The 24,580-nt window shown below is 65.4% G+C and carries 22 protein-coding genes; 6 read left to right on the top strand and 16 right to left on the bottom strand.

Features of this window, described 5'->3' with window-relative positions:
- Nucleotides 1-472: 472 nt before the first annotated feature.
- Entirely contained in the window at nt 473-1,957 is a 1,485-nt protein-coding gene (locus AB0J47_RS16880; protein ID WP_364346274.1) for an NAD(P)H-hydrate dehydratase, read from the bottom strand.
- Between the two features lie 120 nt (nt 1,958-2,077).
- On the opposite strand from AB0J47_RS16880, the gene AB0J47_RS16875 reads away from it, so the two are divergent.
- Nucleotides 2,078-2,503 (top strand): cupredoxin family copper-binding protein, encoded by a 426-nt coding sequence (locus AB0J47_RS16875; protein ID WP_364346272.1) that lies wholly within the window; start codon nt 2,078-2,080, stop codon nt 2,501-2,503.
- Nucleotides 2,504-3,003: 500 nt separating this feature from the next.
- On the opposite strand, the gene AB0J47_RS16870 is transcribed toward AB0J47_RS16875, so the two are convergent.
- Nucleotides 3,004-3,477 carry a MarR family transcriptional regulator gene (locus tag AB0J47_RS16870; RefSeq protein WP_364346270.1) on the bottom strand — a complete coding sequence of 158 codons (474 nt, stop codon included), beginning with the start codon at nt 3,475-3,477 and terminating at the stop codon, nt 3,004-3,006.
- A 138-nt stretch (nt 3,478-3,615) separates the two neighbouring features.
- Here AB0J47_RS16870 and AB0J47_RS16865 point away from each other — a divergent pair, with 138 nt between their 5' ends.
- Entirely contained in the window at nt 3,616-4,812 is a 1,197-nt protein-coding gene (locus AB0J47_RS16865; RefSeq protein WP_364346268.1) for an MFS transporter, read from the top strand.
- A 197-nt stretch (nt 4,813-5,009) separates the two neighbouring features.
- Here the strand turns inward: AB0J47_RS16865 and glmS are convergent, their stop codons facing one another.
- On the bottom strand, nt 5,010-6,890 hold the full coding sequence (gene glmS / locus AB0J47_RS16860) for a glutamine--fructose-6-phosphate transaminase (isomerizing) (RefSeq protein WP_364346266.1): 1,881 nt from the start codon (nt 6,888-6,890) through the stop codon (nt 5,010-5,012).
- A gap of 36 nt (nt 6,891-6,926) precedes the next feature.
- On the opposite strand from glmS, the gene AB0J47_RS16855 reads away from it, so the two are divergent.
- Nucleotides 6,927-7,784, top strand: a complete 858-nt coding sequence (locus tag AB0J47_RS16855; protein WP_364346264.1) for a dienelactone hydrolase family protein — start codon at nt 6,927-6,929, stop codon at nt 7,782-7,784.
- On the opposite strand, the gene AB0J47_RS16850 is transcribed toward AB0J47_RS16855, so the two are convergent.
- Both AB0J47_RS16850 and AB0J47_RS16845 read right to left on the bottom strand, forming a co-directional pair.
- On the bottom strand, nt 7,785-8,336 hold the full coding sequence (locus AB0J47_RS16850) for a helix-turn-helix domain-containing protein (RefSeq protein WP_364346262.1): 552 nt from the start codon (nt 8,334-8,336) through the stop codon (nt 7,785-7,787). It lies immediately after the preceding gene.
- Between the two features lie 26 nt (nt 8,337-8,362).
- A complete protein-coding gene (locus tag AB0J47_RS16845) occupies nt 8,363-8,812 on the bottom strand; it encodes a DUF6640 family protein (protein ID WP_364346260.1) in 450 nt (149 codons plus the stop codon).
- Between the two features lie 417 nt (nt 8,813-9,229).
- Between AB0J47_RS16845 and AB0J47_RS16840 the strand changes: the two genes are divergently transcribed.
- Nucleotides 9,230-9,511, top strand: coding sequence for a hypothetical protein (locus tag AB0J47_RS16840; RefSeq protein WP_364346258.1), 282 nt, complete (start codon nt 9,230-9,232; stop codon nt 9,509-9,511).
- A 12-nt stretch (nt 9,512-9,523) separates the two neighbouring features.
- Here the strand turns inward: AB0J47_RS16840 and AB0J47_RS16835 are convergent, their stop codons facing one another.
- The 5 genes from AB0J47_RS16835 to AB0J47_RS16815 form a co-directional block, all read right to left on the bottom strand.
- Entirely contained in the window at nt 9,524-9,889 is a 366-nt protein-coding gene (locus AB0J47_RS16835) for a hypothetical protein (protein WP_364346256.1), read from the bottom strand.
- A 67-nt stretch (nt 9,890-9,956) separates the two neighbouring features.
- Entirely contained in the window at nt 9,957-11,561 is a 1,605-nt protein-coding gene (locus AB0J47_RS16830; protein ID WP_364346254.1) for a hypothetical protein, read from the bottom strand.
- A 43-nt stretch (nt 11,562-11,604) separates the two neighbouring features.
- Nucleotides 11,605-11,931 (bottom strand): hypothetical protein, encoded by a 327-nt coding sequence (locus AB0J47_RS16825; RefSeq protein ID WP_364346252.1) that lies wholly within the window; start codon nt 11,929-11,931, stop codon nt 11,605-11,607.
- A gap of 454 nt (nt 11,932-12,385) precedes the next feature.
- Complete coding sequence (locus tag AB0J47_RS16820; protein ID WP_364346250.1) at nt 12,386-12,694, bottom strand: DUF6802 family protein; 309 nt, start codon at nt 12,692-12,694, stop codon at nt 12,386-12,388.
- 113 nt (nt 12,695-12,807) lie between these two features.
- Nucleotides 12,808-13,005, bottom strand: a complete 198-nt coding sequence (locus AB0J47_RS16815; protein ID WP_364346248.1) for a PspC domain-containing protein — start codon at nt 13,003-13,005, stop codon at nt 12,808-12,810.
- A 178-nt stretch (nt 13,006-13,183) separates the two neighbouring features.
- On the opposite strand from AB0J47_RS16815, the gene AB0J47_RS16810 reads away from it, so the two are divergent.
- On the top strand, nt 13,184-14,836 hold the full coding sequence (locus AB0J47_RS16810; protein ID WP_364346246.1) for an ABC-F family ATP-binding cassette domain-containing protein: 1,653 nt from the start codon (nt 13,184-13,186) through the stop codon (nt 14,834-14,836).
- A 36-nt stretch (nt 14,837-14,872) separates the two neighbouring features.
- Here the strand turns inward: AB0J47_RS16810 and AB0J47_RS16805 are convergent, their stop codons facing one another.
- From AB0J47_RS16805 to AB0J47_RS16780, 6 genes are all read right to left on the bottom strand, one after another.
- On the bottom strand, nt 14,873-15,565 hold the full coding sequence (locus tag AB0J47_RS16805) for a hypothetical protein (RefSeq protein ID WP_364346244.1): 693 nt from the start codon (nt 15,563-15,565) through the stop codon (nt 14,873-14,875).
- Nucleotides 15,566-15,779: 214 nt separating this feature from the next.
- Nucleotides 15,780-17,156: a phosphoglucosamine mutase gene (gene glmM / locus AB0J47_RS16800; protein ID WP_364346536.1), complete on the bottom strand. Its 1,377-nt coding sequence runs from the start codon at nt 17,154-17,156 to the stop codon at nt 15,780-15,782.
- A 209-nt stretch (nt 17,157-17,365) separates the two neighbouring features.
- Nucleotides 17,366-17,866: a 30S ribosomal protein S9 gene (gene rpsI, locus AB0J47_RS16795; RefSeq protein WP_364346242.1), complete on the bottom strand. Its 501-nt coding sequence runs from the start codon at nt 17,864-17,866 to the stop codon at nt 17,366-17,368.
- Nucleotides 17,863-18,306, bottom strand: a complete 444-nt coding sequence (gene rplM, locus AB0J47_RS16790; RefSeq protein WP_040686710.1) for a 50S ribosomal protein L13 — start codon at nt 18,304-18,306, stop codon at nt 17,863-17,865. Before rplM ends, rpsI begins: the two co-directional genes overlap by 4 nt.
- A 145-nt stretch (nt 18,307-18,451) precedes the next feature.
- Nucleotides 18,452-20,311, bottom strand: coding sequence for a hypothetical protein (locus AB0J47_RS16785; protein WP_364346239.1), 1,860 nt, complete (start codon nt 20,309-20,311; stop codon nt 18,452-18,454).
- A gap of 70 nt (nt 20,312-20,381) precedes the next feature.
- Complete coding sequence (locus tag AB0J47_RS16780; protein ID WP_364346237.1) at nt 20,382-22,976, bottom strand: FHA domain-containing protein; 2,595 nt, start codon at nt 22,974-22,976, stop codon at nt 20,382-20,384.
- A 161-nt stretch (nt 22,977-23,137) separates the two neighbouring features.
- Here AB0J47_RS16780 and AB0J47_RS16775 point away from each other — a divergent pair, with 161 nt between their 5' ends.
- A complete protein-coding gene (locus AB0J47_RS16775; protein ID WP_364346235.1) occupies nt 23,138-24,529 on the top strand; it encodes a metallopeptidase in 1,392 nt (463 codons plus the stop codon).
- The last annotated feature ends 51 nt before the right edge of the window (nt 24,530-24,580 follow it).

The raw sequence follows: 24,580 nt of genomic DNA, 5'->3' as shown, positions 1-24,580 counted from the left end.
GGTCGTCGAAGTGGCGTCCAGGCCAGCACACGTCACTTCGTGTCGAGCGTGGGTGAGGTGCGGATTGCCGCACGAAGGTGGTCGAGTGAGAGCAGACGCGAAGGTGGGTGTTCTCATGGGCGGCGATGGCATAGAGGCCGCCGGTTGCGGTTGCCGAGACCAGTGCATCTCGCCGGGGTCGCCGATGCGGCAATGAAGGAGCGGGCCGGGCCAGCGCGCGTCATTTCCCCGCAACCGGGCGCAACGTGCGGATTGCCGCACGCAGATGGTCGAGGAGAGAAGGCACGGAGATGTGGTTCTCATGGGCGGCGAAGGCGTGGACGTCGTTGGTTGCCAGTCGCCGGTCCCGTTCCCTGCTGCCTGTCCCGTTCCCGGTCGCCGGTCGCCGGACGCCGGACGCCGGACGCCGGACGCCGAGACCAGCGCATACCGCGAGGCCATCGAGGCGGCAATGAAAGTGGGCCGGCGCGCGTCACTTCCCCGCAACCGTGCGCAAGGTGCGGATTGCCGCACGCAGGTGGTCGAGGAGAGGGGATGCGGAGGTGGGGGCGGCGGATGGGTGGTTTTCATGGGCGGCGAGGTTGGCGGCGAGGGCGTGGACGCGGGCGGCAGCGGCGGCGGACCAGGCGGGGTCGTAGCCCGCGGCGAGGAGGGCGCCGATGATGCCGGACAGGACATCACCCGCACCGGCGGTGGCGGCCCAGGAACCACCTGCTTCGTTGACGAGTACGGGGCGACCGGGGCTGGCGATGAGGGTGGCTCGGCCTTTGAGCAGGACGGTCAGTTGCCAGGATTCGGCGAGGTCGCGGACGGCGGCTACCCGGTCCTGGCCGAGCTCTTGTCCGGTCAGGCGGGCGAATTCGCCTGCGTGCGGGGTCAATACAGTGGGGGCGGTGCGGCTGCGGACCAGGTCGGGGTCGCTGGCGAGCAAAGTCAGGCCGTCGGCGTCGACGACGACAGGAAGGTCGGTTGCGAGGATTTCGGCAAGTCGTTTGTGGGCGTCGGTATCGGTACCGGCGCCAGGGCCGAATACCCAGGACTGCACTCGGCCGGTGGACGCGATGGTCTGGGCGGCAATTACTTCGGGAAAATGGCCGAGGACCTCGGCCGAGCCGGTTCCGGCGTAGCGAACCATGCCGGAGGTGGCCGCGACGGCGGCGCCGGTGCACAGTACAGCGGCGCCGGGATACGTCGCGCTGCCCGCGCAGATACCGGTGACGCCCTGGGTGTACTTGTCGTCGGTTGGTCCCGGAATCGGCCACCGCGCACCGATCTCCGCTGGCTCCAGCGCCGCGAGATTCGGTTCGGGTAGTCGTAAACCGATGGGTACCAATTCGATTCGGCCGCAGTAGGGCGCGGCCATGGCATGCACCGGCTTATAAGCGCCGAATGCGACCGTGACCTCAGCGCGGACAGCAGGGCCGGTGACCGCGCCGGTGTCCGGATCGACTCCGCTCGGGAGATCGGCGGCGATGATCGGAACATCCAGAGCGGCAACGAGTTCCGCGGCGCTTGGACGGAGGGGGCCACGGCCGGAGATGCCGACGATGCCGTCGATCACGAGGTCGGGTGCAGCCGAATTGATTTCGTAGTTCGCGCCATCGGCACGCAGAACATCCGATGCAGTTCGGACCCGACCGCCTGCCTTGCGCAGGGCAGCAAGGCCTTTCGCGTGCGCGCGTTCCGGATTCAGCAGCACGGCAGTGACAGCGGCGCCGCGGCGGCGGAGCATCGATCCAGCCCAGAGCACGTCCCCGCCGTTATCGCCGGAACCGACAAGCAGCAATACCGACCTGCCCGTGATACCACCGGTCCGCGCCCGCAACTCGCTCGCGACCACCGTCGCCAATCCGTAGGCCGCCCGATGCATCGGCATACCCTCGGGGACGCGGGTGAACAGCTCGGCCTCTGCCGCGCGCACTTCATCTGCGGTGAAATAGCCCCGCTGGCTGGACATGAACGCTCGCCTCCACTGCGTCGATCGGGCACTGCGGTTCCGCTGGTACGGGATACGCCGAAGCGGCAACGCCATGGCGCTTCGCGGACCCGCACCGTCAGCAGACTACGCTTGGCGGTCATGCCGATGGTGCGCCGCGCGATGTCCACCCGGATCGCAACCGGATCCGTCCTGGCTGCGATGCTATTGCTGACAGGCTGCGGCTCCGGCGATACGAACTCGACCGCCACATCGACCACCGCGAAGTCCGGCCACACGACGACCCCCACCAAGTCCGGCGATTCGAAACCCGCCGCCGTCACTGTCGGCGTCACGGATATGAAGTTCTCCCCCGCCGATGTCACCGTCAAGGTCGGCGAGACCGTGACCTGGAAATTCAAGGACTCCGTCCCCCACACCGTCCAGGGCATCGGCGATAAGGCCATGGGCCTCAACAGCCCGATCTTCGACAAGGGCGAATGGAGCTACACCTTCTTCGCCCCCGGCACCTACCGCTATCTGTGCTCCCTGCATCCTCAGATGCGCGGCACCGTCACCGTCGAATAGCCGAGCCGCCTTCTCCGGCTCTCCGAAAGCGCAGATGCAGGGGTAATCGCGCTCGGATGGATCGAGCACGAAGGCATTTCCGCACACCAACGTCGAGCCAGCCTTCCACAGCGGGATGATGGGAAGTTGAACAGATGATGCCCGCAAGCACAGCCCCAGCAGAATGCCTCTTTGCCACGATCACGGCCCAACCACCGCAGGGGCATCATCTGCCGCCCGATATACATTCCGGCGTGAGCGCAGACGACCTATCCTGAGCCGCACCATCACCATCGAAGTAGCCGGGCCAGATCCCCCAGACGTCTCCGCCACGGTCACACCCCCGCTGGCACCGACCATGACACTCGATACACGTTCCGAGCCGAGCGTGGGGGTCGGATCATCACGTCGTTCAACCCGCGAACCATGTTGAGCCGGTTCGGACCACTCGCCCCATGGCAGCAGGCACATGCGACCAGCGGGAGGGGCAGTGTGCCCGTCACTGGCGCGCCGACGAAAGGTTACGCCTGCGGGATCCGGGCAGCGTTGGTGTTCATCGCTTCCACGGCGGCGACCAGCGGGGCAAGTTCGGGGTCGGCGGCGGCTTGGCCCAGAGCGCTGGACAGGGCGGTGTCATGGGTGGGGCGGGCGCGGGTCAGTAGTTCCAGGCCCGCGGCGGTGACGTCGGTGTAGATGCCGCGGCGATCGTCGGGGCAAAGGTAGCGCTGTAGCAGGCCGCGGTCTTCGAGGCGGGTGACCAGGCGGGTCGTCGCACTCTGGCTGAGCACCACGGCTTCGGCGACTTGATTCATACGCAGGTGACCGCCGGGTCCGTCGTGCTGGCGGCTGAGCACGACGAGCAGCGAAAACTCGCGCACGCTCAGCTCATGACCGGATTGCAGGGCGCGTTCGATATGCGCCTCGATCCGATCGTGCAGCAGCGACAGTGCGTACCAACCATCGGCCAGGCCGGTCAGGGCGGCATCCGCGGTCATGACGTTCCTTCGCATCGGGGCTCGTACGTCCAGGATAGATGACGTGCGCAATAGCCCGCGTTTGCAATTAACACGCGTCTGCAATTATTGTTGACGCTTGTAAAGCTCAGGTGCAACATCACGTGGAGGCTCGCGCTCATGCCGCTCGCACTACTCGCCCTGACACTCGGGGCCTTCGGAATCGGCACCACCGAATTCGTTGTCGTCGGACTGCTGCCCGACATCGCAGACACCTACACGGTGTCGATCCCCACGGCAGGTCTGCTGGTCACCGGGTATGCGCTCGGCGTGCTGGTCGGCGCGCCGATCATGACCGGGCTCGGCACCCGGGTATCCCGCAAGCGCATGCTGCTCGTCAGCCTGTTGCTGCTGATCGCGGGCAATGTATTGTCCGCGCTCGCACCGACTTTCGGTCTCATGCTGACCGGACGCATCGTTGCCTCGCTCGCACACGGCGCCTTCTTCGGCATCGGATCGGTGGTCGCCGGAAATTTGGTCGGCCCGGATCGCAAGGCCGGTGCGATCGCCATGATGTTCACCGGACTGACCGTCGCGACCATCGTCGGTGTGCCGCTGGGCACCCTGCTCGGCCAGCAGTTCGGTTGGCGACTCACCTTCCTCCTCGTCGCACTGGTCGGCTTGGCAGGTCTGATCGGTGTCACCGCGCTGGTGCCGGAACAGCCCGCGCCTCATGACGCGCGCCTACGTCACGAACTCGCCGTACTCACCAACCCGCAGGTGCTGCTCTCGATGGCCATGACCGTGCTCGGCTTCGGCGGCGTCTTCGCCGCGATCACCTACCTCGCACCGATGATGACCGAGGTCACCGGCTATGCGGAGAGTTCGGTCACCTGGCTGCTTGTCCTGTTCGGCATCGGCTTCTTCCTCGGCAATCTGATCGGCGGCAAATTCGCCGACCGCCATTTGATGCCGATGCTCTACACCACCCTCGGCGGCCTCGCGCTGGTGCTCGCACTGTTCACGCTCACCGCACACAACACGGTCGCGGCAGCCATCACCGTCGTCCTGATCGGCGCCCTCGGCTTCGCGACCGTCCCGCCGCTACAGAAGCGCGTCCTCGACCAGGCAGGCAATGCGCCGACCCTGGCCTCGGCCCTCAATATCGGCGCCTTCAACCTCGGCAACGCGATCTCCGCCTGGCTCGGCGGCGTTGTCATCGCCGCGGGATACGGGTACACCTCACCCAACTGGGTTGGAGTCATCCTGGTCGTGAGCGCGCTGGGTCTGGCGGTCATGTCGGGCAATCTCGAACGTCGCGGTGCCGAAACGCCAAGCGAGACAACCGAAACCCTCGTCGCGGCTAACCGGTCCTGAAGACCTCGTAACCGGCGGCGCTGATCGATCGTCGCCGGTCACGACTGTCCACGCCGAACTACATCCAGGCCGCAACGGCGCAGCACAGGCTTCCGCTCTCGCCGCAGTGCCCTCGCCCTTGGCGAAGGTTTCACCGCCGTCCTGTCGAGCAAGCCACCGCAACTCCCCCGCCGACAGCACATATACGAGCCTTCTCGCTATTCGACGGTGACGGACTTCGCCAGATTGCGCGGCTTATCGATGTCGTACCCGCGAGCCTGAGCCACTTCGGCGGCGAATATCTGCAGCGGAACGGTCGACAGTAGCGGCTGGAAAAGCGTTGGTGCCGAAGGGATTTCGATGAGGTCGTCGGCGAACGGACGCACCGTGTCATCGCCCTCCTCGGCGATCACGATGGTACGGGCGCCGCGGGCCTGGATCTCACGGATATTGCTGAGCAGCTTCGAGTGCAGTACCGCGCGCCCCTTGGGTGAGGGCATGACGACGATCACCGGCAGCCCCTCCTCGATCAGTGCGATCGGGCCGTGCTTGAGCTCACCCGCCGCGAATCCCTCGGCGTGCATGTACGCGAGTTCCTTGAGCTTGAGCGCACCCTCCAGCGCCACCGGATAGCCGACGTGGCGGCCGAGGAACAGCACGGTCGGCACGTGCGCCAGTTCCCTGGCGATCGCGCGCACCTGCGGAGCGGTATCCAATACCCGCTGCACCAGGTGCGGCATCGCCTCGAGTTCGGCGAACTCGCGCGCCACCTCATCCGGATACTTGGTGCCGCGTGCCTGCGCCAAGGCCAGCCCGACCAGGTAGTTCGCGGCCACCTGCGCCAGGAATGCCTTGGTGGACGCGACACCGATCTCCGGTCCGGTCCTGGTGTAGAGCACCGCGTCGGACTCACGCGGAATCTGTGCGCCATTGGTATTGCAGATGGCGAGCACGCGCGCCTTCTGCTCCTTCGCGTGCCGAACCGCCTCGAGAGTGTCGGCGGTCTCGCCCGACTGTGAGATCGCCACTACCAGTGTGGACCGGTCCAGAACCGGGTCGCGGTAACGGAATTCGCTGGCCAACTCGACCTCGACAGGCAGCCGGGTCCAGTGCTCGATCGCGTACTTGGCCAATAGTCCGGCGTGATAGGAGCTGCCACAGGCGACGACGAATACCTTGTCGAAGTCGCGCAGTTCCTGATCGGCGAGGCGCTGCTCGTCCAGCACGATCCGGCCACCGGCCTCGTCGTGGGTGAAGTGGCCGATGAGCGTATCGGCGACACCGGCGGGCTGCTCTTCGATCTCCTTCAGCATGAAGAAGTCGTGCCCGCCCTTCTCGGCGGCGGCCAGATCCCAGTCGATGGTGAACGGTCGGGTCCGCGCCGAGCCGTCGTTGCCGGCGAAGTCGGTGACCGTGTAGGTGTCGGCGGTAATCACGACGGCCTGGTCCTGGCCGAGCTCGACGGCCTCGCGGGTGTGCTCGATGAAGGCGGTGACATCGGAGGCGATGAACATCTCACCCTTGCCGACACCGACCACCAGCGGCGTCGAGCGGCGGGCGGCAACAATGACGTCCGGGTGGTCGGCATGGGTGAAGACCAGCGTGAACGCACCCTCCAGCCGACGCAGCACGGCCAGCGCGCTAGCCGCGAAATCACCCGCGGTCGGTCCCTCGGCATATGCGCGCGCCACCAAGTGCACGGCGACCTCGGTGTCGGTATCACTGCTCAGTTCGACACCGGCGTCCTCGAGCTCCCGACGCAGCGGCGCGAAGTTCTCGATGATGCCGTTGTGCACCACGGCCACCTTGTTGGTGGTGTCGCGGTGCGGATGGGCGTTGCGGTCGGTCGGCGCGCCGTGGGTGGCCCAGCGGGTGTGCCCCATGCCGGTGGTCCCGGCGAAGTGGTCGGTCCCGATTTCGGCGAGTTCGGCCTCGAGATTGGCCAGTTTGCCCGCCTTGCGCTCCACCGCCAACACGCCCACGCCATCCAGGATCGCGACGCCTGCCGAGTCGTATCCTCGATATTCCATGCGGCGCAACGCGTCAACGACAACGCCGAGGGCATCCCGGTATCCGACGTATCCCACGATTCCGCACATGGCTCATCAGAGTACTTATCGGATAACGTTCACGTCGTGTCGGCGTCTGTGAAATCACTCGTGAGCACCCTGACCAGCCGGGGGCCCCACCGCGTACTGCGCGGCAATCTCGCCATCGCCGGTCAGCCCGGCGTGGTGTTCACCCCAGAGTCCGGACTGAATCTACCCGCGATCGCCTTCGGCCATGGCTGGCTGACCGGCGCCGCGAACTATCGCGCCACGCTCGAACACCTGGCGTCCTGGGGTTTTGTGGCCGCCGCCCCAGATACCGAGCGGGGGCCGATTCCGTCACACCTCGGATTGGCCACCGATCTGCTGACCACGCTCGATATCTGCACCAGCGTCCGGCTCGGCGACGGCACGATCAGCGTGCATCCGGACCGGCTGGCGCTGGCCGGACACGGCATGGGCGCGGGCGCCGCGGTGATCGCCGCCGGACAGCGTCGGGTCGCCGCCGTTGCCGCCCTCTACCCCGCTCCGACCGCGCCGTCCGCCGAGACCATCGCAACCGATATCGACACGCCCGCGTTGGTGTTGGCGGGGGCGACCGATATCGAATCGGTCAGCTCGAATGCGATCCCGCTGACCGCAGCATGGGCCGGACCGGTGGTGTTGCGGGCAGTCGACGGGGCGTCACATAACGGCATTGTCGAAGGGCGGCGTGCGCTGGCCGCGTTGGGTGCGGGCAAGCATGAGTCCAAGACGGCGCGGACCACGCGGGCCCTGCTCACCGGATACCTGCTGCACAAACTATTGCGCGACAAGACGTATGCCGCGTTTTCCGATCCGGAAGCGGTTATCCCGCACACCACTGTTATCGATCCGGAAGCGCCGCACGAGGAGGAGAAGCCGAAGCTCTCGGTCCTGCAGCTCGCACAGCTGTTGCGCAAGTGATCATGGCCGGAGGCCGTCGAGCGCGAGCTCGATGAACCGCCGCCAGTCGCCGAATCCGTCGCGACTGATCGTGGCGACCGCGCCGACGATCATATAGAGGTCGGCGACGGTCGCATCCGCGCGAATGCTGCCATCGGCTCGCCCCCTGGCCAGCAGTTCCGCGCCGAGTTCGGCCAGGTCGTCGCGGACCGTACCGCGCGGTTCGGTATCGCCCAGTACCGATTCGATGGTGCCGGACAGCGCACGCCCCTGCTCGTGCACTTCGGCGACATGGCCGAGGAAACCGGCCAGCGCCTGCCGCGTATCCGGATTCGGGAGGCAGGTGCGTCGCACATGCTCGAGAATTCCGGCGAAACGCTGTTCCGCGGCCGCCTCGATCAGGGCCCGGCGGGTCGGGAAATGCCGGTAGACGGTGCCGACCCCGACCCCCGCGGCACGTGCCACATCGGCCATCTGCACCTCGTCACCGTGTGCGGCGAACAGCGCCGTCGCAGTGGCGAGGACCTGGTCGCGATTGCGGGCGGCGTCGGTGCGGAGTTTGCGGTCGGTCATCGATCTCCCTGTCTGCTGGCCGTAGGTTAGCCCCGGATCGGTGCGCGGGTGCGCTCGACAACGATCGCTAGCGTCAAGGCAATCAGCATTACCAAGGCGATGAATAGTTGCGGGTCCATACCGATGACCCTGGTGGCGTCGGCCGCGTGCTCGGGGTCCTGAGCTGCGGTGCCGGGGAACAGCAGCGCGCCGAACATGGCCAGCCAGGTGACCGATCCGAGTGCGGCCGCCAGCAAGAACTGGGCGCGGAGGTTTCCCGATCGCTGCCACAGGACCACCAGTCCGATCGCACCGATGAGTGCGCCCATGCCGATGTATTGGGCGTCGTGGAATTTGGCGTGCGGAGGCCATGCGGGGTTGTGCAGGTGGAGGTCGGCGACGTCGGGGATGACCAGGTCGGCGAGGAGCGGGCCGATGAGGGTGTTGAGGAGGACGGCGCCGACAAGGATTCGCGGGAGGGTCCAGTGGGTGGTCATTGGGAGTCCTATCGGTCAATCAATGAACCGGAATCCGATTCCGATTCCGATTAGACGGTAGCGCTGTGCGATGCGGACTGTCAACGGGCCGTTGGCATTCCGGGTGTTCGACCAGGTTGCGGACCCTTGACCAGCAGCGAGAACCCAGGGCGAGATCGCGCGCACGTCCCCGGCGGCGCAATCGGCAAAAGATCCGGACCCACCGTCCCCACCAGTCCGCACCTGGCCACCGCACAACCACCCGCTCCGGCCAGCCGCACGACGCATTCGCAGGCCTGAATCGTCGGCGCGGCCGGAGCGAGCCGCGGCGAAACCGAAACTTGTGGGCTGAAACGCCACGGACGCGCCGCACTCGGTCACGAACCACCTGCACGATCGATTGGAATCTCCAGATGGCTGAATGCCCCAGGGAGCCAGATGATTTCGCCCGCACCGTGGTTCAGCCCAGCGAACGGCCGCTTCCCCAATCCACTCCGCTACACCTGCCGTTTCGCCTACCGCGACGACTTCGACACCCACCGAGTCACCATGCGCGAGCGCTACTCCCCCGACGAACTCGAAGAGATCCAACTCGCCGTGCACACCCTCACGAGCTCGACGATCCGCGCCCAAATCTTCGGCGGCACAACCCAACACAAGAACCCGGCGATCAACCAACCAACCCAACGCCTCCGCGAAGCCGAAGAAGACCGCTGGTAGCCCCGGCAATCCTCAGATCAACCAGCTCTGACGGCGGTAATACTCGGACTCCTCGTCGCCCTCCTCGTCGATGGGGGTCACAACATCGTGTGCTTTGCGAGCCGCAATCGACCGCGCAATCGCCTCACGCTGCTCGCGGGCATCCGCCTCCAGGCGCTCTCGCTCGGTCTGCGCCTCGACCTCGAGCCGCTCCTTCTCTTCCGCCTCAGCCTTTGCCTTCGCTAGCTCTTCGGCATGGTCTTCCCAAAACCGACTCATTTCTATGGCGGACTGTTCGGCGAGTTCACGGTCCTTGTCGGCGGTCCGCCTATTGATCTCCTCGAACTCGTCCAGCAGCATCGTTGACCGTCGACGGATCTCCTCGACGATTTGTTCCATTTCGTCCGAATAGTTCACGATGACACCCCTCCTCGACGGTTACCGATCACGTTGGCGCGGACCGACTTCACAGCGGCCCCGCCTCCGCCAGTTCGGCACCGCTGTCGGCAGGCTCTTCCGGTTGCGGATCTGCTTCCGGCACCAGTTGAGGTTTATGCTCGCCGTCCTCTTCCTGCTTGCCAGCCGAGGGGGCGCCCGGCACGGTACCTGGACTGCCGCCGTTGTTGTCGTCGGTAGCCGGAGTTCCCGTATCGGGCTTGTCAGTGGAGGTCGATTTGTCGTCGTTCCCGTTCGATCCGTCGGTGGAGATGACTGGATTGCCATTGTCATCCAGCGTCACGCCGTACTCATGCGATTTGCCGTCACTGTCGGTCATCACGAGCTTTGGCTGACCATCCGCACCTATCTCGACCTTCACATGCTTTCCACCCAGGTCGAACTCGGCTGCGGTCTTGTTCGTGTCCCCGTCCGGCTTGCCGTCGCCGTCCTTGTCCTCGGTTTCCGTTGTCTCGAAGGCCTTCGTCAGCTGCTCTATCGCATTGTCGACGCTGTCCTTGATCGAGGTACCCAATGAGGTGAGACCTTGACTCACAGACTCGCCGAGCGATGTCAATTGCGAAGCTGCCGACGTCAACGATGACAACCCCGACAGGAGGCTGCTCGCCGTAGTGGTGTTCGTCGAAGTCGGATTCGTTGTGCCCGGCGTACCGGGAGTGCCCGGCGTACCGGGAGTGCCCGGCGTACCGGGAGTGCCGGGTGACCCTGGAGTCCCAGGGGTGCCTGGCGTACCGGGAGTACCTGGAGTGCCCGGAGCCTCGGTCGGCACTCCTGCCGGGCGGTCGTACCGGGCATCCGAGACCTTGTCCAGATCCTGGATAATTTTGTCGTATACCTGCTTGACACCGCGGTCTGCCGAGTCGCACGAATCAGTGAAGATCTTGATCTTGGCCGCATAATCAGGTTTGAAGACATTGTCGAGCCAGTGCCTGCAGCGCGATTGAATGTGCTGCTGGTAATCGGATCCCGGCAGAATTCCGAGAACGTTATCCGCCGTCCAAGCATCGAATCCCCCCTGTAGATCAGGAAAGATTCTGCGCAGCTTGCTCAGCAAGCTATTACTTTGCCAACCGTTACTTACCGCAATACTCGTGCCGGAGATAATGTCATCAATATCCTCTGGCGTCTTCTCCGCGATACGAATACCGTCGCCGTTCTCGAGGATATAACGGACGGCCTCGGCTTTGATTTTCGCGGCCGCACGCAGGCCTTCGAAAGCGCCTGCGATGGACTTCCATGCATCCCCCGCTGCTTTCCAATTCGCGTCCGCTTGACCTATCTGTTTGTTCAGCATGTCAAGCGCCGCAGTTCCAGCCTCCCCTGACCAGAGCGTCGGCATTGTCTTCGCGTATCCACGCTGAGCATCCAACTGCGTTCCGCACTCCTGGAGCACCACCTGCAGCTTTGTCGAGGTGTTCAGGAGCTTGTCTTCGTTCAACCCGTTCTGCTCGTAATAGCGCTTATGGAGTTGCGAATAGTCTGGAAAATCGGCTGGCAAATTACCTCCAAAAGCGCGTTTATAGCGCGGCTGGAAGTACTCGAAGTACAGCAGAGCTCGGGAGCCGATGTCGAGATATTGTTCGACCGATCCGTTCGCAGGTACCTCAAATGCCATACTAACGACCCCCTCGGGCTACTTCTCGACTGCTCGAACGCAGCTACGATTTTTTGTCATTGCCGATCTTTGCGATATCGCGAGAGTTTTCGTCGTCAGTACTCGAGTACTTGACAACCGACGCCCCGATAACGTCCGACGTCGCCAATGTTGCCTCGGACCAATTACCCAACCATGTGTAGATCTTCTCCAGTCCGTCCTGGATCTTCTTCCCACGGTCGTGGTAGTTTTCACCAGCATCGGCAGGCCCGAACAAATAGTCGGCCACATCCTTGGCGCGATTTCGCACCGCTTGGCCCGAACCTCCGAGGTCATTTGCGAATCGCCCGAGTTCCCCAGTCTTGACGCCGAGCATGCTTGAATCGCCCACTATCCAGTCCCCTCCTTCTCCGGTTGCCGACCAGACCGACTTCAGCTCGCGACACTGATGCCGCCATACTTCCTTCGACGCACGCGGCTGACGTTCGGTTCCATCGGATCCGTCGGCTGATTCTGTCAGCAGAATCTACTGGTTGGGCGAACCAGCTACAACGGACAATGGGCCATCGAGGAGAGCATCACCACAGCCGTGGCGGTCAGCGGGTGCAGGGTTCCGCAGGTTCCAATGATCCGCACATGAACCGCACGGGTCATCGCAGCCTACGGCCGGGTGGGCCCACGAAGATCTGGGATGTGGAGGCCGTTGTCCGACAGTGTAATTGGGGTCAGCCGGACAGCGAAGGCGTCGAGGCAGTCCGACAGTTACGGCTAGATGTCACCGAGTCGATTCGGGACGGCCTCACCCGGCGAACGAGGCTGCGCCAAAAATCGATACCGCTCAGCGACTAGTGTCCGATCTTCCCCTGATCGGTCCGCACCCACTCCGAGGTTCCATCCGGATGCCGATGGAACTCCCATGCGGAGTAATCGCCGTCCTTCTCGACCACGGTGACCTGGTCGGCGAAGCCGTCGTGGTCCCAGTCGGTCCAGACCTGCATGGCCTCGGGGCCGGTGGTGGTGATGGTGTCGAGGGTGCCGTCGCCGTCGATGTCCTGGGTCGGATGGTGCAGTTCGACTTCACCGAGGCCGTCCAGGGAAGAGGATGCGTCGATGCCGGGTAGATCCATGCCCGGGAATTCACCTGAGGTGATCATGACTCCTCCTGGTCGGGACTCGTGTGGGTGACACGGCGGTCGATCGGTGGGTACCGGTCCATAGTGTCATCCGCGAGTCCCGGACGCAGCTCCCAGCCCCTATTTATCGGGGATCATTTTTTCGGAATGATCAGCCACAGAACCAGATACACGACGAACTGCGGACCCGGGAGCAGGCAGGACAGCACGAAGAGCAACCGGACGACGTTGGCGTTCCAGCCGAAGTATTCGGCGATGCCGCCGCAGACGCCGGCGATCCACTTGTCGTTGTGGGAGCGGTTGAGTCGGCGGGTGGGCGCGGGGGCGGTCATTGTGTTCCCTCTCTGGTGATGTGCGGTACGACATCAACTCTGCCGGGGTAAATCGCGCCTGACATCGGTCGCATGACCTATCCCGACCCTGATTTCCGCAGGCTATGGACTCAGGGTGTAACCCCGAGCACGGACCCGCGGTGCTGACGTGCGGCACCGACACGGCAGACTCATGCTGGTGAGCACCACTCTGCACGCGCGCGGACTGTCCGCGGGCCACGGCGAACGCACCCTGTTCGACGACCTCGATTTCACCCTCGCGCCGGGTGATGTGATCGGTTTGGTCGGCATGAACGGTGCCGGCAAGTCGACGCTGCTGCGCATGCTCGCGAACCGATCGACACCCACCGGCAGTATCACGTTGTCCCCGCCCGACGCCACCGTCGGGTATTTGGCGCAGGAGCCCGAGCGGATTGCCGGGGAGACGGTGCTCGAATTCCTCGGCCGCCGAACAGGTGTCGCCGAAGCACAACGCGAAATGGATGCTGCGGCCGAACGTTTGGCCGACGGTGGCGAGGACGAATATTCACCGGCCCTGGAGCGCTGGCTCGCGCTCGGTGGTGCCGATCTGGATCAGCGCGCAGAGGAGGTCGCGGCGGATCTCGGACTCGCGGAAAGCCTGCCGAACGGCCTCGACACCTCGATGACCGGACTTTCCGGCGGCCAGGCGGCCCGAGCGGGACTCGCATCGGTCCTGTTGTCTCGCTTCGACATTCTGCTGCTCGACGAGCCGACCAACGATCTCGATCTTGATGGTCTCGCCCGGCTGGAACAGTTCGTGACCGGCGTGCGGGTACCGCTGATGGTCATCAGTCACGACCGAGAGTTCTTGTCGCGCACCGTGAATCGGATCGTCGAACTCGATCTCGCGCAGCAGCGGGTCGGGATCTACGACGGCGGCTACGAGGCGTATCTGATGGAGCGCGAGATCGCCCGCCAGCACGCGCGCGAGGCCTACGAGGAGTATGCCGACACCAAGGCCGGTCTCGAGTCCCGCGCCCAAATGCAGCGCAATTGGCTCGAGCACGGCGTTCGCAATGCGCGCCGAAAAGCCCGCGACCCCAAGAAGGTCGACTCCGACAAGGCGGGCCGCAAGATGCGCGCTGAATCCACCGAGAAGCAGGCCGCCAAGGCCCGCCAGACCCAACGGCGCATCGAGCGCTTGGATGTGGTCGAGGAGCCGCGCAAGGAGTGGGAGCTGCACATGTCCATTGCCGCGGCCCCACGCAGCGGCTCGGTGGTCGCCACTTTGTCGAATGCGACCCTCACCCGAGGGGATTTCGAGCTCGGCCCGATCACCACCCAGGTCGACTGGGCCGACCGCATCGTGCTGACCGGCGCCAATGGTTCGGGTAAGTCCACACTCCTGGCCCTGCTGCTCGGAAAAACCCAGCCGGACAACGGAACGGCCGCGCTGGGTTCCGGCGTGGAAATCGGCGAGGTCGACCAGGCACGCGGGCTCTTCAGCGGAAGTACCGCCCTCGCAGAAACTTTCAGCGCTGAAATGCCCGAGTGGCCCGACGCCGAGGTCCGCACCCTGCTGGCCAAATTCGGCCTCCGTGGCCCACATGTCCTGCGCCCCTGCGAAACCCTTTCCCCCGGCGAGCGCACCCGTGCCGCCCTCGCCCTGCTCCAAGCCCGCGGCGTCAACCTGCTGGTCCTGGACGAACCAACCAACCACCTCGACCTCCCCGCCATCGAACAACTCGAGCAGGCCATCGAATCCTTCGAAGGCACCATGCTTCTGGTGACCCATGACCGCCGCATGCTCGACTCGATCACCGCGACCCGCCGCTGGCACATGAGCAACGGCCACCTCACCGAAAGCTAAGAGCATGCCGGTGCCCATGATTTCCAGCCACGGGGCTCAGTCGCGCCGATCGGGAGCGTGTCGAGTCGGAGATGGAATGCCGGTTTTCCGGAGCGGATCAGTGAATCGCAGCGAGCTCAGTCCGGTACTGGTGCATTCCAGGCGGGTGGAGAGGGGGCATTTGGGCTCGGGGGCGGTCAGGGTGATCAGTTCAGCGGCTTGGGTGTAGCCGCGGCGTCTGTGGTGGCGTTGGAGTTCGGTGGCGAGTGCTGCGCGGGAGATGCCCAGGCACAGTGCGGATTCCAGGGTGGCCAAGGCTTCGCGGCGGTGGGCGGTGCGGGCTAGGTCGATCGCGGTGCGGGTGGGGTTTGTGGCCACTATGCCGTGGATCAGTTCTAGTTCGGCTTTGTCGACGTGGTCGCGATGCACGAGAAGGCGGCAGGAGCGCGAATCCCGAATGCCCAGTACGTGGGTGGATTGGCTATGCGGTATTGCGAGACCGTGCAGTTCGGCGGCGGTGTGATAGGCGGCGACAAGGGTTGGTACCCCCATGGATAGTCGGGCTGCCTCGACGCGGAGTTGCGCGGAGGGTTGGGTGGTTGCCTCGCGGAAGACGCCGCGGAAGACCCGGACCCATTCGCCTCGGTCGAGCAAGGTTCGCATCTCCGCGCGGGTGTACTCGCACAGCACCTGCCATGCGGTGAATACCCCGAATTGCTTATCCCGTACTTCTTCCAGGCCTGGTCGCATACGCCAACTATCGGCGAAACCAAACGCCGCCCTCAGCACCTGACCAGTGCAAACCAGAAAGTCTGTGGATAAGCGATTCGCTGTGGACAACTCGCCGCGCGCGAGCACGCAGCAGCCACTCGAGCCCAGCGGCCATGCGGCTGTCATGCCGAGCGCGCAGCTTTGATGCGGTGTGCGACGCCGGGACGCGCGGCCGATCGTGCCGCTGACCCAACTACACTGCGGCGACGCGCTTAGCCAGATCCTCGGCCAATTGCTGGGCTTGAACCGGGTCGGTGGCCTCGACCATCACCCGGACCAGCTGCTCGGTTCCACTGGGGCGCAACAGGATCCGCCCGGAGTCACCGAGGGCCCGTTCGGCTTCCGCTACCGCCTCACGGATTTCGGGGGCCGCAGCGACCGTGGCCTTGTCGGTAACCGGAACGTTCACCAGCACCTGTGGCACGGTCTGCAGCACCGAAGCCAAATCGGCCAGCGTGCGGCGAGTCTGCGCCATACGAGCCATCAGTTTCAATCCGGTGAGGATGCCGTCGCCGGTGGTGCCGTAATCGGGGAACACCACGTGGCCGGACTGTTCGCCGCCCAGGTTGTAACCGCCGCGACGCAACTCCTCGAGGACGTACCGGTCGCCAACGGCGGTGGTACGCAAGGTGATTCCAGCTTCGCGCATCGCGATGTGCAGACCGAGGTTGCTCATGACGGTGGCGACCAAGGTGTTCTGGACGAGCGAGCCGGTCTCGTGCATGGCCAGCGCGAGAACGGCCAGGATCGCGTCACCGTCGACAATCGCACCGTTGGCGTCGACGGCCAGGGTGCGGTCGGCATCGCCGTCGTGTGCGATGCCGAGGTCCGCGCCGTACTCACACACCGCGCGCTGGATCTGGTCGAGATGCGTCGAGCCGCAACCGTCGTTGATATTCAGGCCGTCCGGCTCGGCGTTGATCGCGACCACCGTGGCTCCGGCGGCGCGGTACGCGGCAGGACCGACCTCGGCAGCCGCGCCGTGCGCGCAGTCGACCACGACGGTCAGCCCGGACAGATCCTGCCCGGTCGCCTCGACCAGATGCTCGACGTAGCGCTCATGCGTTCCGGCCACGCTGTACTGATCAGGGATGACCTGTCCGTGGTCCCTGGCGCCTGATGCATTCAATACCCGACCGATCCCCGCGCCGACCGGACGCAGTGGCGCGCCCTGGGCGATCAGCGCCTCGATCCGGTCTTCGATCGCGTCATCGAGCTTGTGCCCGCCCGCCGCGAAGATCTTGATCCCATTGTCCGGCATGGGATTATGTGAAGCCGAGATCATGACGCCGAGGCAGGCGTCGTACAGACCGGTCAGATATGCCACGGCGGGTGTCGGAAGTACCCCGACCGAAAGCACATTCACGCCTGCGGCGGTCAGGCCTGCGGTCACCGCGGCCTCGAGCATCTCGCCGCTGGCGCGTGGATCGCGACCGACCACAGCGAGCGGGCGCTCCTTGCCGCGGCTCAGGATCTGCGCCGCCGCCCCGGAAACCTGTAGCGCCAGTTCCGGACTCAGTGATCCATTGGCAAGCCCGCGGACTCCGTCGGTGCCGAACAAACGTCCCATTCCCTCGCCCATCATCGGTGGATCCGCGCGGCGCGCCCGAAGGCGGCGGCCGGTGCGACCGGGAAGTGCCCCGCGAATGCCTCGAGTTCATACAGCACGAGAGCAGGCGCCCAGCTGTCTGGAAGCCTGCTCTCGCACAGGTGCCCCGCCGACCGTACCGTCTCCGACACCTCGAGGGTGCCGGATGACGGCGGCCGACGTAGCCAAAATCAGCGCTTCGAGTACTGCGGCGCCTTGCGGGCCTTCTTGAGGCCGTACTTCTTACGCTCGGTGGCACGCGGGTCACGTGTCAGGAAGCCGGCCCGCTTCAGGGCGGGACGGTCATCCGGGGTGACCTCGATGAGCGCACGGGCGATGGCCAGACGCAGCGCACCGGCCTGGCCCGAGGGGCCACCGCCGACGAGACGCGCGTGGATGTCGAAGGACTCGGTCCGCTCGACGGTCACCAGCGGCGACTTGACCAGCTGCTGGTGCACCTTGTTCGGGAAGTAGTCCTCGATGGTGCGGCCGTTCAGCACGAAGTTGCCGGAACCCGGCAGCAGGCGCACGCGAACGACGGCTTCCTTACGACGACCGACGGTCTGCACCGGGCGGTCGATCACGACCGGGGCGTAGCTGGCGGGCTCGGCCTCGTAGCCGTAGTCCTCCTCGACGACCTCGACGTTGGCGTCCTCGGTGTAGTCCTCGTTGAATTCCTCAGGAGCGGTCACTGGGCCACCTGCTTGATCTCGAACGGAATGGGCTGCTGGGCGGCGTGCGGATGCGTCGGGCCCGCGTAGACCTTCAGCTTGCCCGCGATGGCGTTGCCGAGCTTGTTCTTCGGGATCATGCCCTTGACGGCCTTCTCCACGAGACGATCGGGGCGCGACTCCAACACCTGACCGACAGTGCGCGACTTGAGGCCGCCCGGGTGTCCGCTGTGGTGGTGGATCAGCTTGTCCGCCTTCTTGTTGCCGGAGATGGCAACCTTGTCGGCGTTGATGATGATGACGAAGTCGCCACCATCGAAGTTCGGCGCGTAGGTCGGCTTGGTCTTGCCGCGCAGCAGATTCGCTGCCTGGACGGCGAGACGGCCGAGCACTACGTCAGTGGCGTCGATGACGTACCACTTACGGGTCACGTCACCCGCCTTGGGGCTGTACGTAGGCACAGTGGTTCCCTGTCTGTAGTCGGTGTTGCCAGCCACGGCGTGCAGTCGAGTGAGTTCCCGGCGGCCGGTGGAGACCCGGGGCTCGACGCAGTTCCACACGCCAACGGGCAACGATACCAGCCATGCCCCAGCGGTATGAAACCGGTCAGATCTCGATCGGCGGCCCATGGTCGATGGCGCCGGGCGGGCCAGGGACCACGTAGCGGGGGACGTCGATGCTCGGCTGCGCGCACTCCGCGCCCGCGGCGTCGAATCCGGAGTCGCCCTGTTCCGTCACCAGACCCGGGTCGTACCCGCGAGCCGCGGCAATGCCCTCACGCTGCTCATTGGTGACGTATGGAGTCAATGGGCAGGAGACCGGCGCCCCGGCGAGCGAAGCGGCCAGTTCGACGCGGTCACCACCGGACGGCATGGCCATCGCGGCCAATGCGGCGGCGCCGGCCACCGCGGGCGCGCCGAACAACTTGCCCCAGCGCTTGCCCTTACGCGGTTTGTCATCGTCGTCCGATTCGCGGGGGCGCCATTCCGAACCGCTCTGTGGCGGTTGGTCTTGCGGCGGTTGGTAGGGAGCTCGCGGCCCCGGCGGTGGCACCGACCCTTGCGACGGCGGCCCCGGGGGCGTGGGCGGGCGACCGATAACGGTGGGCCGCTGTTCTTCGTGATACTGCCCGGGCGGGCGGGTGAATCGGCTACCCAACTCGGCGAGGTTCGGTGGTAAAGACTCCCGGCTGACCCGAGTGGTCGGCTCTTCCCCAGTCGGCTCGGTCGCCGGCCGCACCGTCGGATATCCGGGCCCGTACTGCACGACTGGCGGATGTGTCCGACCGGTGTCATGAGGCCCCTGCCCCCGGTCAGGCCGGACTTGCCCCTGATCGGGAGGGCCCTGCCCTTGCTCCGGACGCACCTGCCCCTGATCAGAATGGACCGGCCCTTGGTCGGGACGCCCCTGTTCCGGCCTGCCCTGCTCCGAACGAGACGACACATCCCGCCCCTGCAACGCCTCCGCCTGCCGCTGCGCCGACAATGCCTGCGCGGCCTCCACCTGCCACTGCGTCAAGGCCTGCTGCTGTGCCGATTCGGCCTGATACTGCGCCGACTCCACCTGCCGCGCCCGCGGCGGCGGTGCCGGCTCGGCATGCCGCCCCGCCGACTCCGGCTCACCGTTCTCGTTATCGGTCACCAGCAGGTGCGAGGCGCCGAGCACCAGCGCGTGCATCGGGTGATCGGCCACGTGCAGCCGGTGCCCGAGATGGTTCTGGAAGGCCAACCGCAGCGCGTCGTTGAAACAGACATTGCCGGACAGCAGCAACGTCGAGGTGTCGGCACCGATCGAGCGGGCCGCGGCCATCACCTCGATCACCACATTGTCGGCCGAACGCGCATCGCGCATGGCCTCCGCGGTGACCGGCACGTCGACCGATTCGGTCGGCTGCTCGTCGTCGCCGTGCACCGCGACGACCAGCATGGTCCGCCCGTCGGAGTACACACCGGTCGCGCCGATGCCCTGCGGATTGCGATCGTCCGGGGACCGCACCAGCCCGAGCGCACGCACATATCCGGACAGCGCGACGCTTTCCGGCAGCGGTTCGACCGTGACATCCAGCCGCTCGACCAGGTCGACGTACACATCGACCTTCGCGTCCGGCCAGCCGTCCGGGAACGGCAGCGCGACCAGATCCGGTTTACCGCGCAGATATTTGCCGACGGCCGCGAGTGGGTTGTACATGCGGGCACGAAAGACCAGCTCTGCGGGCCAGGTCGCACCGGCCACCACGATCTGCGGATGGCCGAGGATGTCGCGCACATCGGCGATCGCCATCCCCAGATCCGGCCGCTGCCGCTCCACTCCGGCGGTATGCAGCCGACCCGAAGAATCCGCAAGCAGATATGCCGGCGGCGTGTATGTCCCTTCTACCTGCACGGGGCGGATCGGTGTCCCACCGCCGCCCGCGGCAACAGACACCACATCCCACCCGAGATGTACTGCCCCAACTCGCACCGTCACAGGCATAAGTGTGCCTGTTGCGCGAGCGACATGCTCACCACATCCGGTGAGAACCCGCCTGAGCAGCCCGTCACGCGTTCGACTTCCGCAACCGCAACCGGCGCCAGGTGATAATCGCCAACACCGCGGTTATCCCGACGAGCAGGCCGATATCGAGATACCAGATATTCGGCTCGTGCTTCCACAACGCATCGGGTTGCGCATTGGCGAACAGTGTCCGAATATCCACCGTCGACGCCCCGGCCGCATATCCCCACCGTGCCGGGAACAGCCACGAGATCTGCTCGAGCACCACCCGGTTGGTCACCGGAATCAGACCGCCCGCCATCACCAGCTGGACCATGATCATCACCACGAGCATCGGCATGACCTGCTCGTTGGACCTCGCCAGACTGGACAGCAGCAAGCCGAAGACCACACAGCACACCGCGGTCAACGCGATATCGAGATAGAGCTCGGCGGGCCCGTTCGGGATCACCGAACCCTCCAGCGGCGGCTTCTTACCGACCAGCGTGATGCCGACCAGCACCGCCGCCTGCAGGAATGCCGTAACGCTGAATATCGCGATCTTGGCGAGAAGGTATGCCGAAGGCAGCAGCCCGACCGCGCGCTCGCGATAGAAGATGGTGCGCTCGCCGACCAGATCGCGCACGGTCAGCGTCGATCCCATGAAGCAGGCGCCCAGAATCAATACGACGAGCAACTGCTGCGTCTCGCTGCCCCCGGACGGGACGAAGAACACATCGTTGCCGCTCTGCACCTGCTCCAGCGGACCGCTCTGGAAACCGTTGCTGCCCGGCACCACCAGCGACAGCGCACCGAGGATGAAGGGCAGGATCACCAGGAACGCCAAATAACCGCGGTCGGCGAAGATCAACCGCACCTGCCGTCGCGCCAAGGTGGAGAACTGCTTGGCGCGCCCGGATTGCGGCGGACTGCCCGCCGACCCCTGCCGCGGCGGTGCGGGCGGTGGTGGCGGTGGCGCGAAGGCCAGCCTGGACCGATACGCGGCGAATGCCTGATCCGGATTCGCGGCCACCCGCCCGAAGATCTCGGCCCAGTCGCTGGTGCCCATGGCCGCGCCGACGCTGGCCGGATGACCGCAGAAGGCGGTCTTGCCACCGGGCGCGAGCAACAGCACCTGATCACACATGTCCAGACAGGCCACCGAGTGGGTGACCACGATGACGGTGCGTCCGGCATCGGCCAGTTCGCGCAGCATCGTCATCACCTGACGATCCAGCGCCGGATCCAGACCCGAGGTCGGTTCGTCCAGAATCAGCAGCGACGGACCGGTGAGCAGTTCCAGCGCCACCGACGCGCGCTTGCGCTGACCACCGGAGAGCCGGTCGACCCTGGTGTCGGCATGTTCGGTGAGCGAAAGTTCTTGCAGTACACCGTCGATCACCTGCTGGCGGTCGGCCTTCGAGTTGTCCGGCGGCAGTCGAAGCTCCGCCGCGTAGCCGAGGGCCTGACGCACCGTGAGCTGACGGTGCAGCACATCGTCCTGCGGCACCATGCCGATGCGGGAACGCAGCGCCTCGTATTCGGCGTGCAGGTTGCGGCCTTCGAAGGTGACCACACCGCCGGAGGGGTGGGTGCTGCCCGCGATCAATTTCGACAGCGTCGATTTGCCCGCGCCGGAGGGTCCGATCAGTGCGGTGAGGGTGCCCCGCCCCGCCTGCATGTTCACATCGACGAGCAACTGCTTATTGCCCTCGACGGTGAAGCCGACGCCGTGCACGTGCAGACCCTGCTCGGCGACCGGCTTCTGCCGATGTACCAGTGCGCCCTGCTGGACGACGAAGTCGATATTGCCGATGGTGATGATGTCGCGCTCACGCAGCACCGTGCGCTGCTCGCGATGGCCGTTGACGAAGGTGCCGTTGGCCGAGCCGAGGTCCTCGATGGTCAGGCCCTCGGATGCCGCGACCAGGCGGGCGTGCTTGCGCGAGGCCAGCGGATCGTTGACGACGATCTGATTGTCAGAGGTACGACCGATATCGAGTCCGCCGGGGGGGAGGCGATCGGCCCTGGCAATCGGCGCTGTGGATGGTCGCGTGCGGACCGGGGGCAGCATCGAGGTGTCGGCCTTGAAGGTCATATTGACATTCGGCTGCTGCGGTTGGGAGGGCGGTGGCTGCTGGGGTTGCGGCTGCGACGGTGGCTGTGGGGGGTGCTCTGGGCGTTGCTGCTGCGGGGGTTGCTGCTCTGGACGTTGCTGTTGCGGACGCTGCTGGGAGGGGGCCGGTGCCTGCGGTGTCCGTCGCGGATGTTGATAACCCGGCGGCACCGACGACTGCGGTTGCGACGGTGGCGGTTGCGCCGCCGGCGGCCGCTGCTGCCGGGCCGGCGTCGCGGGCAGCAGATGCAGTAACGGACCACTTATCGCATCACCGAGGCGCACCTGCGTCGGCCGATTGATCGGCACCGGCTGACTCAACCGACGCGCATCCACGAAAACGCCGTTGGTGCTGCCGTTGTCGGTGAGTACCCAGTTGTTGCCTTGCCAGGCGAGCGTCGCATGCACCCGCGAGACCAGCGGACTGTCCACGAAGAGCGTCACTTCCGGTGCGCGACCCATCGTGACCTGTTGATTCGAATCGAAGACCCGTTCGGTTCCATCATGGCGCACGGTGATGGTCTGCGCCCCCGGTAAAGACATGCAGCGGATACTATTCCATCACCCGGACTTCGGCGGTGCCCCCGATGCGCCTTTTGCCCCGATCCGGAGACCGTTATGAACGTGCGACCGGCCGACTAGGGGGAGCCTTGCCGAAACTCCGAGCGACCGCAGTCGTTGCCGCAGTGCTATGTGTAATCGCAATGTTGGCGGGCTGTACTCGCGCGGTGCACGGTCGAGCGGTTTCGGTCTACGACGATCCGTTCAAGGTCGCCGGACTGCCCACCACGAGCGGTCCCAGCGGGCCACGCGAAGGCATTCCCGATAGCTCGCTCACGGCAGTCAACGGCGACAGCGGCGAGGTGGATGCCCTGGCGCTCAACGCGATCGACGATATTCAGACATATTGGCGCGCCGAGTACAGCAAGGATTTCGAAGGGGAATTCAAGCCGGTCGACAAGCTGATCTCCTGGAGCGCCAAGGCGCCGCGCAGCCAGGCACTCGAATTCTGCAAGGAATCCACCTATCACCTGGTGAACGCCGCCTACTGCCGACTGGACAACTCGATCGGCTGGGACCGCTCGGTGCTGTTGCCCACGATCGAGGACACCTTCGGCAAGATGGCCGTGATCATGGTGCTCGCCCATGAATACGGACACGCCATCCAGACCCTGGCGAAAATCGTGCAGACCAAGGATCCGGTGATCGTCAAAGAGCAGCAGGCCGACTGCTTCTCGGGTGCGTTCATTCGCCATGTGGCCGAAGGCAAATCCAAGCACTTCACCATCAATACCTCCGATGGCCTGAACTCGGTGCTGGCCGCGACCGTCGCCATTCGAGACTCCAATCCGGATGATCCGGAGAGCGTGCACGGGTCGGCATTCGAGCGGGTCACGGCAGTGCAGATCGGCTTCACCGATGGTCCGAAGGCGTGCAAGGCCATTGATATGCACGAGATCGAGCGCCGCCGCGGCAATTTGCCGCAGAGCTTCAAGGACGATCCCGGCCACGGCGAGAATCCGATCGACAAGGACAGTCTGATCGAGCTCAGCAAGGCACTCGCGGTGATCCTGCCGCTGAAGCAGGCGCCGACCTTCGACTACTCCGGCGCGAAGATCGACTGCAAGAACGGCGTTGCCACACCGCCGGTTTCGTATTGTCCGGCCAAGAACACCATCGTTACCGATGTGCCCGCGCTCGCGCAGCGCGGCACCTCCGATGCCGATGACAATGATCCGTTGCCGCTCAAGGTGACCGGCGATTACAACGGCTACGTCGTCTTCATCTCGCGCTACACCCTCGCCGTGCAGCAGGCCGACGGTCAGCAGCTCGTCGGCGCCAAAACCGGATTACGCGCGGCCTGTTTGTCGGGGGTGGTCACCGGCAAGCTCGCGCAGCCGGGGCGAACCCAGGCAGAAGGCGATATCGTCTTGGCCGCAGGCGATCTCGACGAGGCGGTCTCCGGACTGCTCGCCGACGGGCTCGCGGCCAGCGATATCGAGGGCAAGACCGTGCCGAGTGGGTTCTCCAGGGTCGACGCGTTCCGCGCCGGAGTGCTCAACGGCGAGCACACCTGCACGTCACGGTATTCCTGAGCTCCCCCTTTTTTTGCCGGACGTTGAGTGCCACGCAAGCCGCGTGCTCGG

The sequence above is a fragment of the Nocardia sp. NPDC049737 genome, assembly GCF_040674755.1.
In the GTDB taxonomy this organism is placed as follows: Bacteria; Actinomycetota; Actinomycetes; order Mycobacteriales; family Mycobacteriaceae; genus Nocardia.
The sequence above is the reverse complement of the archived record's forward strand: the minus strand, read 5'-3'. Positions and strand labels throughout refer to the sequence as shown.

Excerpts from the sequence above, each read along its gene's own strand:
- AB0J47_RS16880 (WP_364346274.1), bottom strand. The coding sequence starts at position 1,957 with ATGTCCAGCCAGCGGGGCTATTTCACCGCAGATGAAGTGCGCGCGGCA.
- AB0J47_RS16875 (WP_364346272.1), top strand. The coding sequence starts at position 2,078 with ATGCCGATGGTGCGCCGCGCGATGTCCACCCGGATCGCAACCGGATCC.
- AB0J47_RS16870 (WP_364346270.1), bottom strand. The coding sequence starts at position 3,477 with ATGACCGCGGATGCCGCCCTGACCGGCCTGGCCGATGGTTGGTACGCA.
- AB0J47_RS16865 (WP_364346268.1), top strand. The coding sequence starts at position 3,616 with ATGCCGCTCGCACTACTCGCCCTGACACTCGGGGCCTTCGGAATCGGC.
- glmS (WP_364346266.1), bottom strand. The coding sequence starts at position 6,890 with ATGTGCGGAATCGTGGGATACGTCGGATACCGGGATGCCCTCGGCGTT.
- AB0J47_RS16850 (WP_364346262.1), bottom strand. The coding sequence starts at position 8,336 with ATGACCGACCGCAAACTCCGCACCGACGCCGCCCGCAATCGCGACCAG.
- AB0J47_RS16845 (WP_364346260.1), bottom strand. The coding sequence starts at position 8,812 with ATGACCACCCACTGGACCCTCCCGCGAATCCTTGTCGGCGCCGTCCTC.
- AB0J47_RS16840 (WP_364346258.1), top strand. The coding sequence starts at position 9,230 with ATGATTTCGCCCGCACCGTGGTTCAGCCCAGCGAACGGCCGCTTCCCC.
- AB0J47_RS16835 (WP_364346256.1), bottom strand. The coding sequence starts at position 9,889 with ATGGAACAAATCGTCGAGGAGATCCGTCGACGGTCAACGATGCTGCTG.
- AB0J47_RS16830 (WP_364346254.1), bottom strand. The coding sequence starts at position 11,561 with ATGGCATTTGAGGTACCTGCGAACGGATCGGTCGAACAATATCTCGAC.
- AB0J47_RS16820 (WP_364346250.1), bottom strand. The coding sequence starts at position 12,694 with ATGATCACCTCAGGTGAATTCCCGGGCATGGATCTACCCGGCATCGAC.
- AB0J47_RS16815 (WP_364346248.1), bottom strand. The coding sequence starts at position 13,005 with ATGACCGCCCCCGCGCCCACCCGCCGACTCAACCGCTCCCACAACGAC.
- AB0J47_RS16805 (WP_364346244.1), bottom strand. The coding sequence starts at position 15,565 with ATGCGACCAGGCCTGGAAGAAGTACGGGATAAGCAATTCGGGGTATTC.
- glmM (WP_364346536.1), bottom strand. The coding sequence starts at position 17,156 with ATGGGACGTTTGTTCGGCACCGACGGAGTCCGCGGGCTTGCCAATGGA.
- AB0J47_RS16780 (WP_364346237.1), bottom strand. The coding sequence starts at position 22,976 with ATGTCTTTACCGGGGGCGCAGACCATCACCGTGCGCCATGATGGAACC.
- AB0J47_RS16775 (WP_364346235.1), top strand. The coding sequence starts at position 23,138 with ATGTTGGCGGGCTGTACTCGCGCGGTGCACGGTCGAGCGGTTTCGGTC.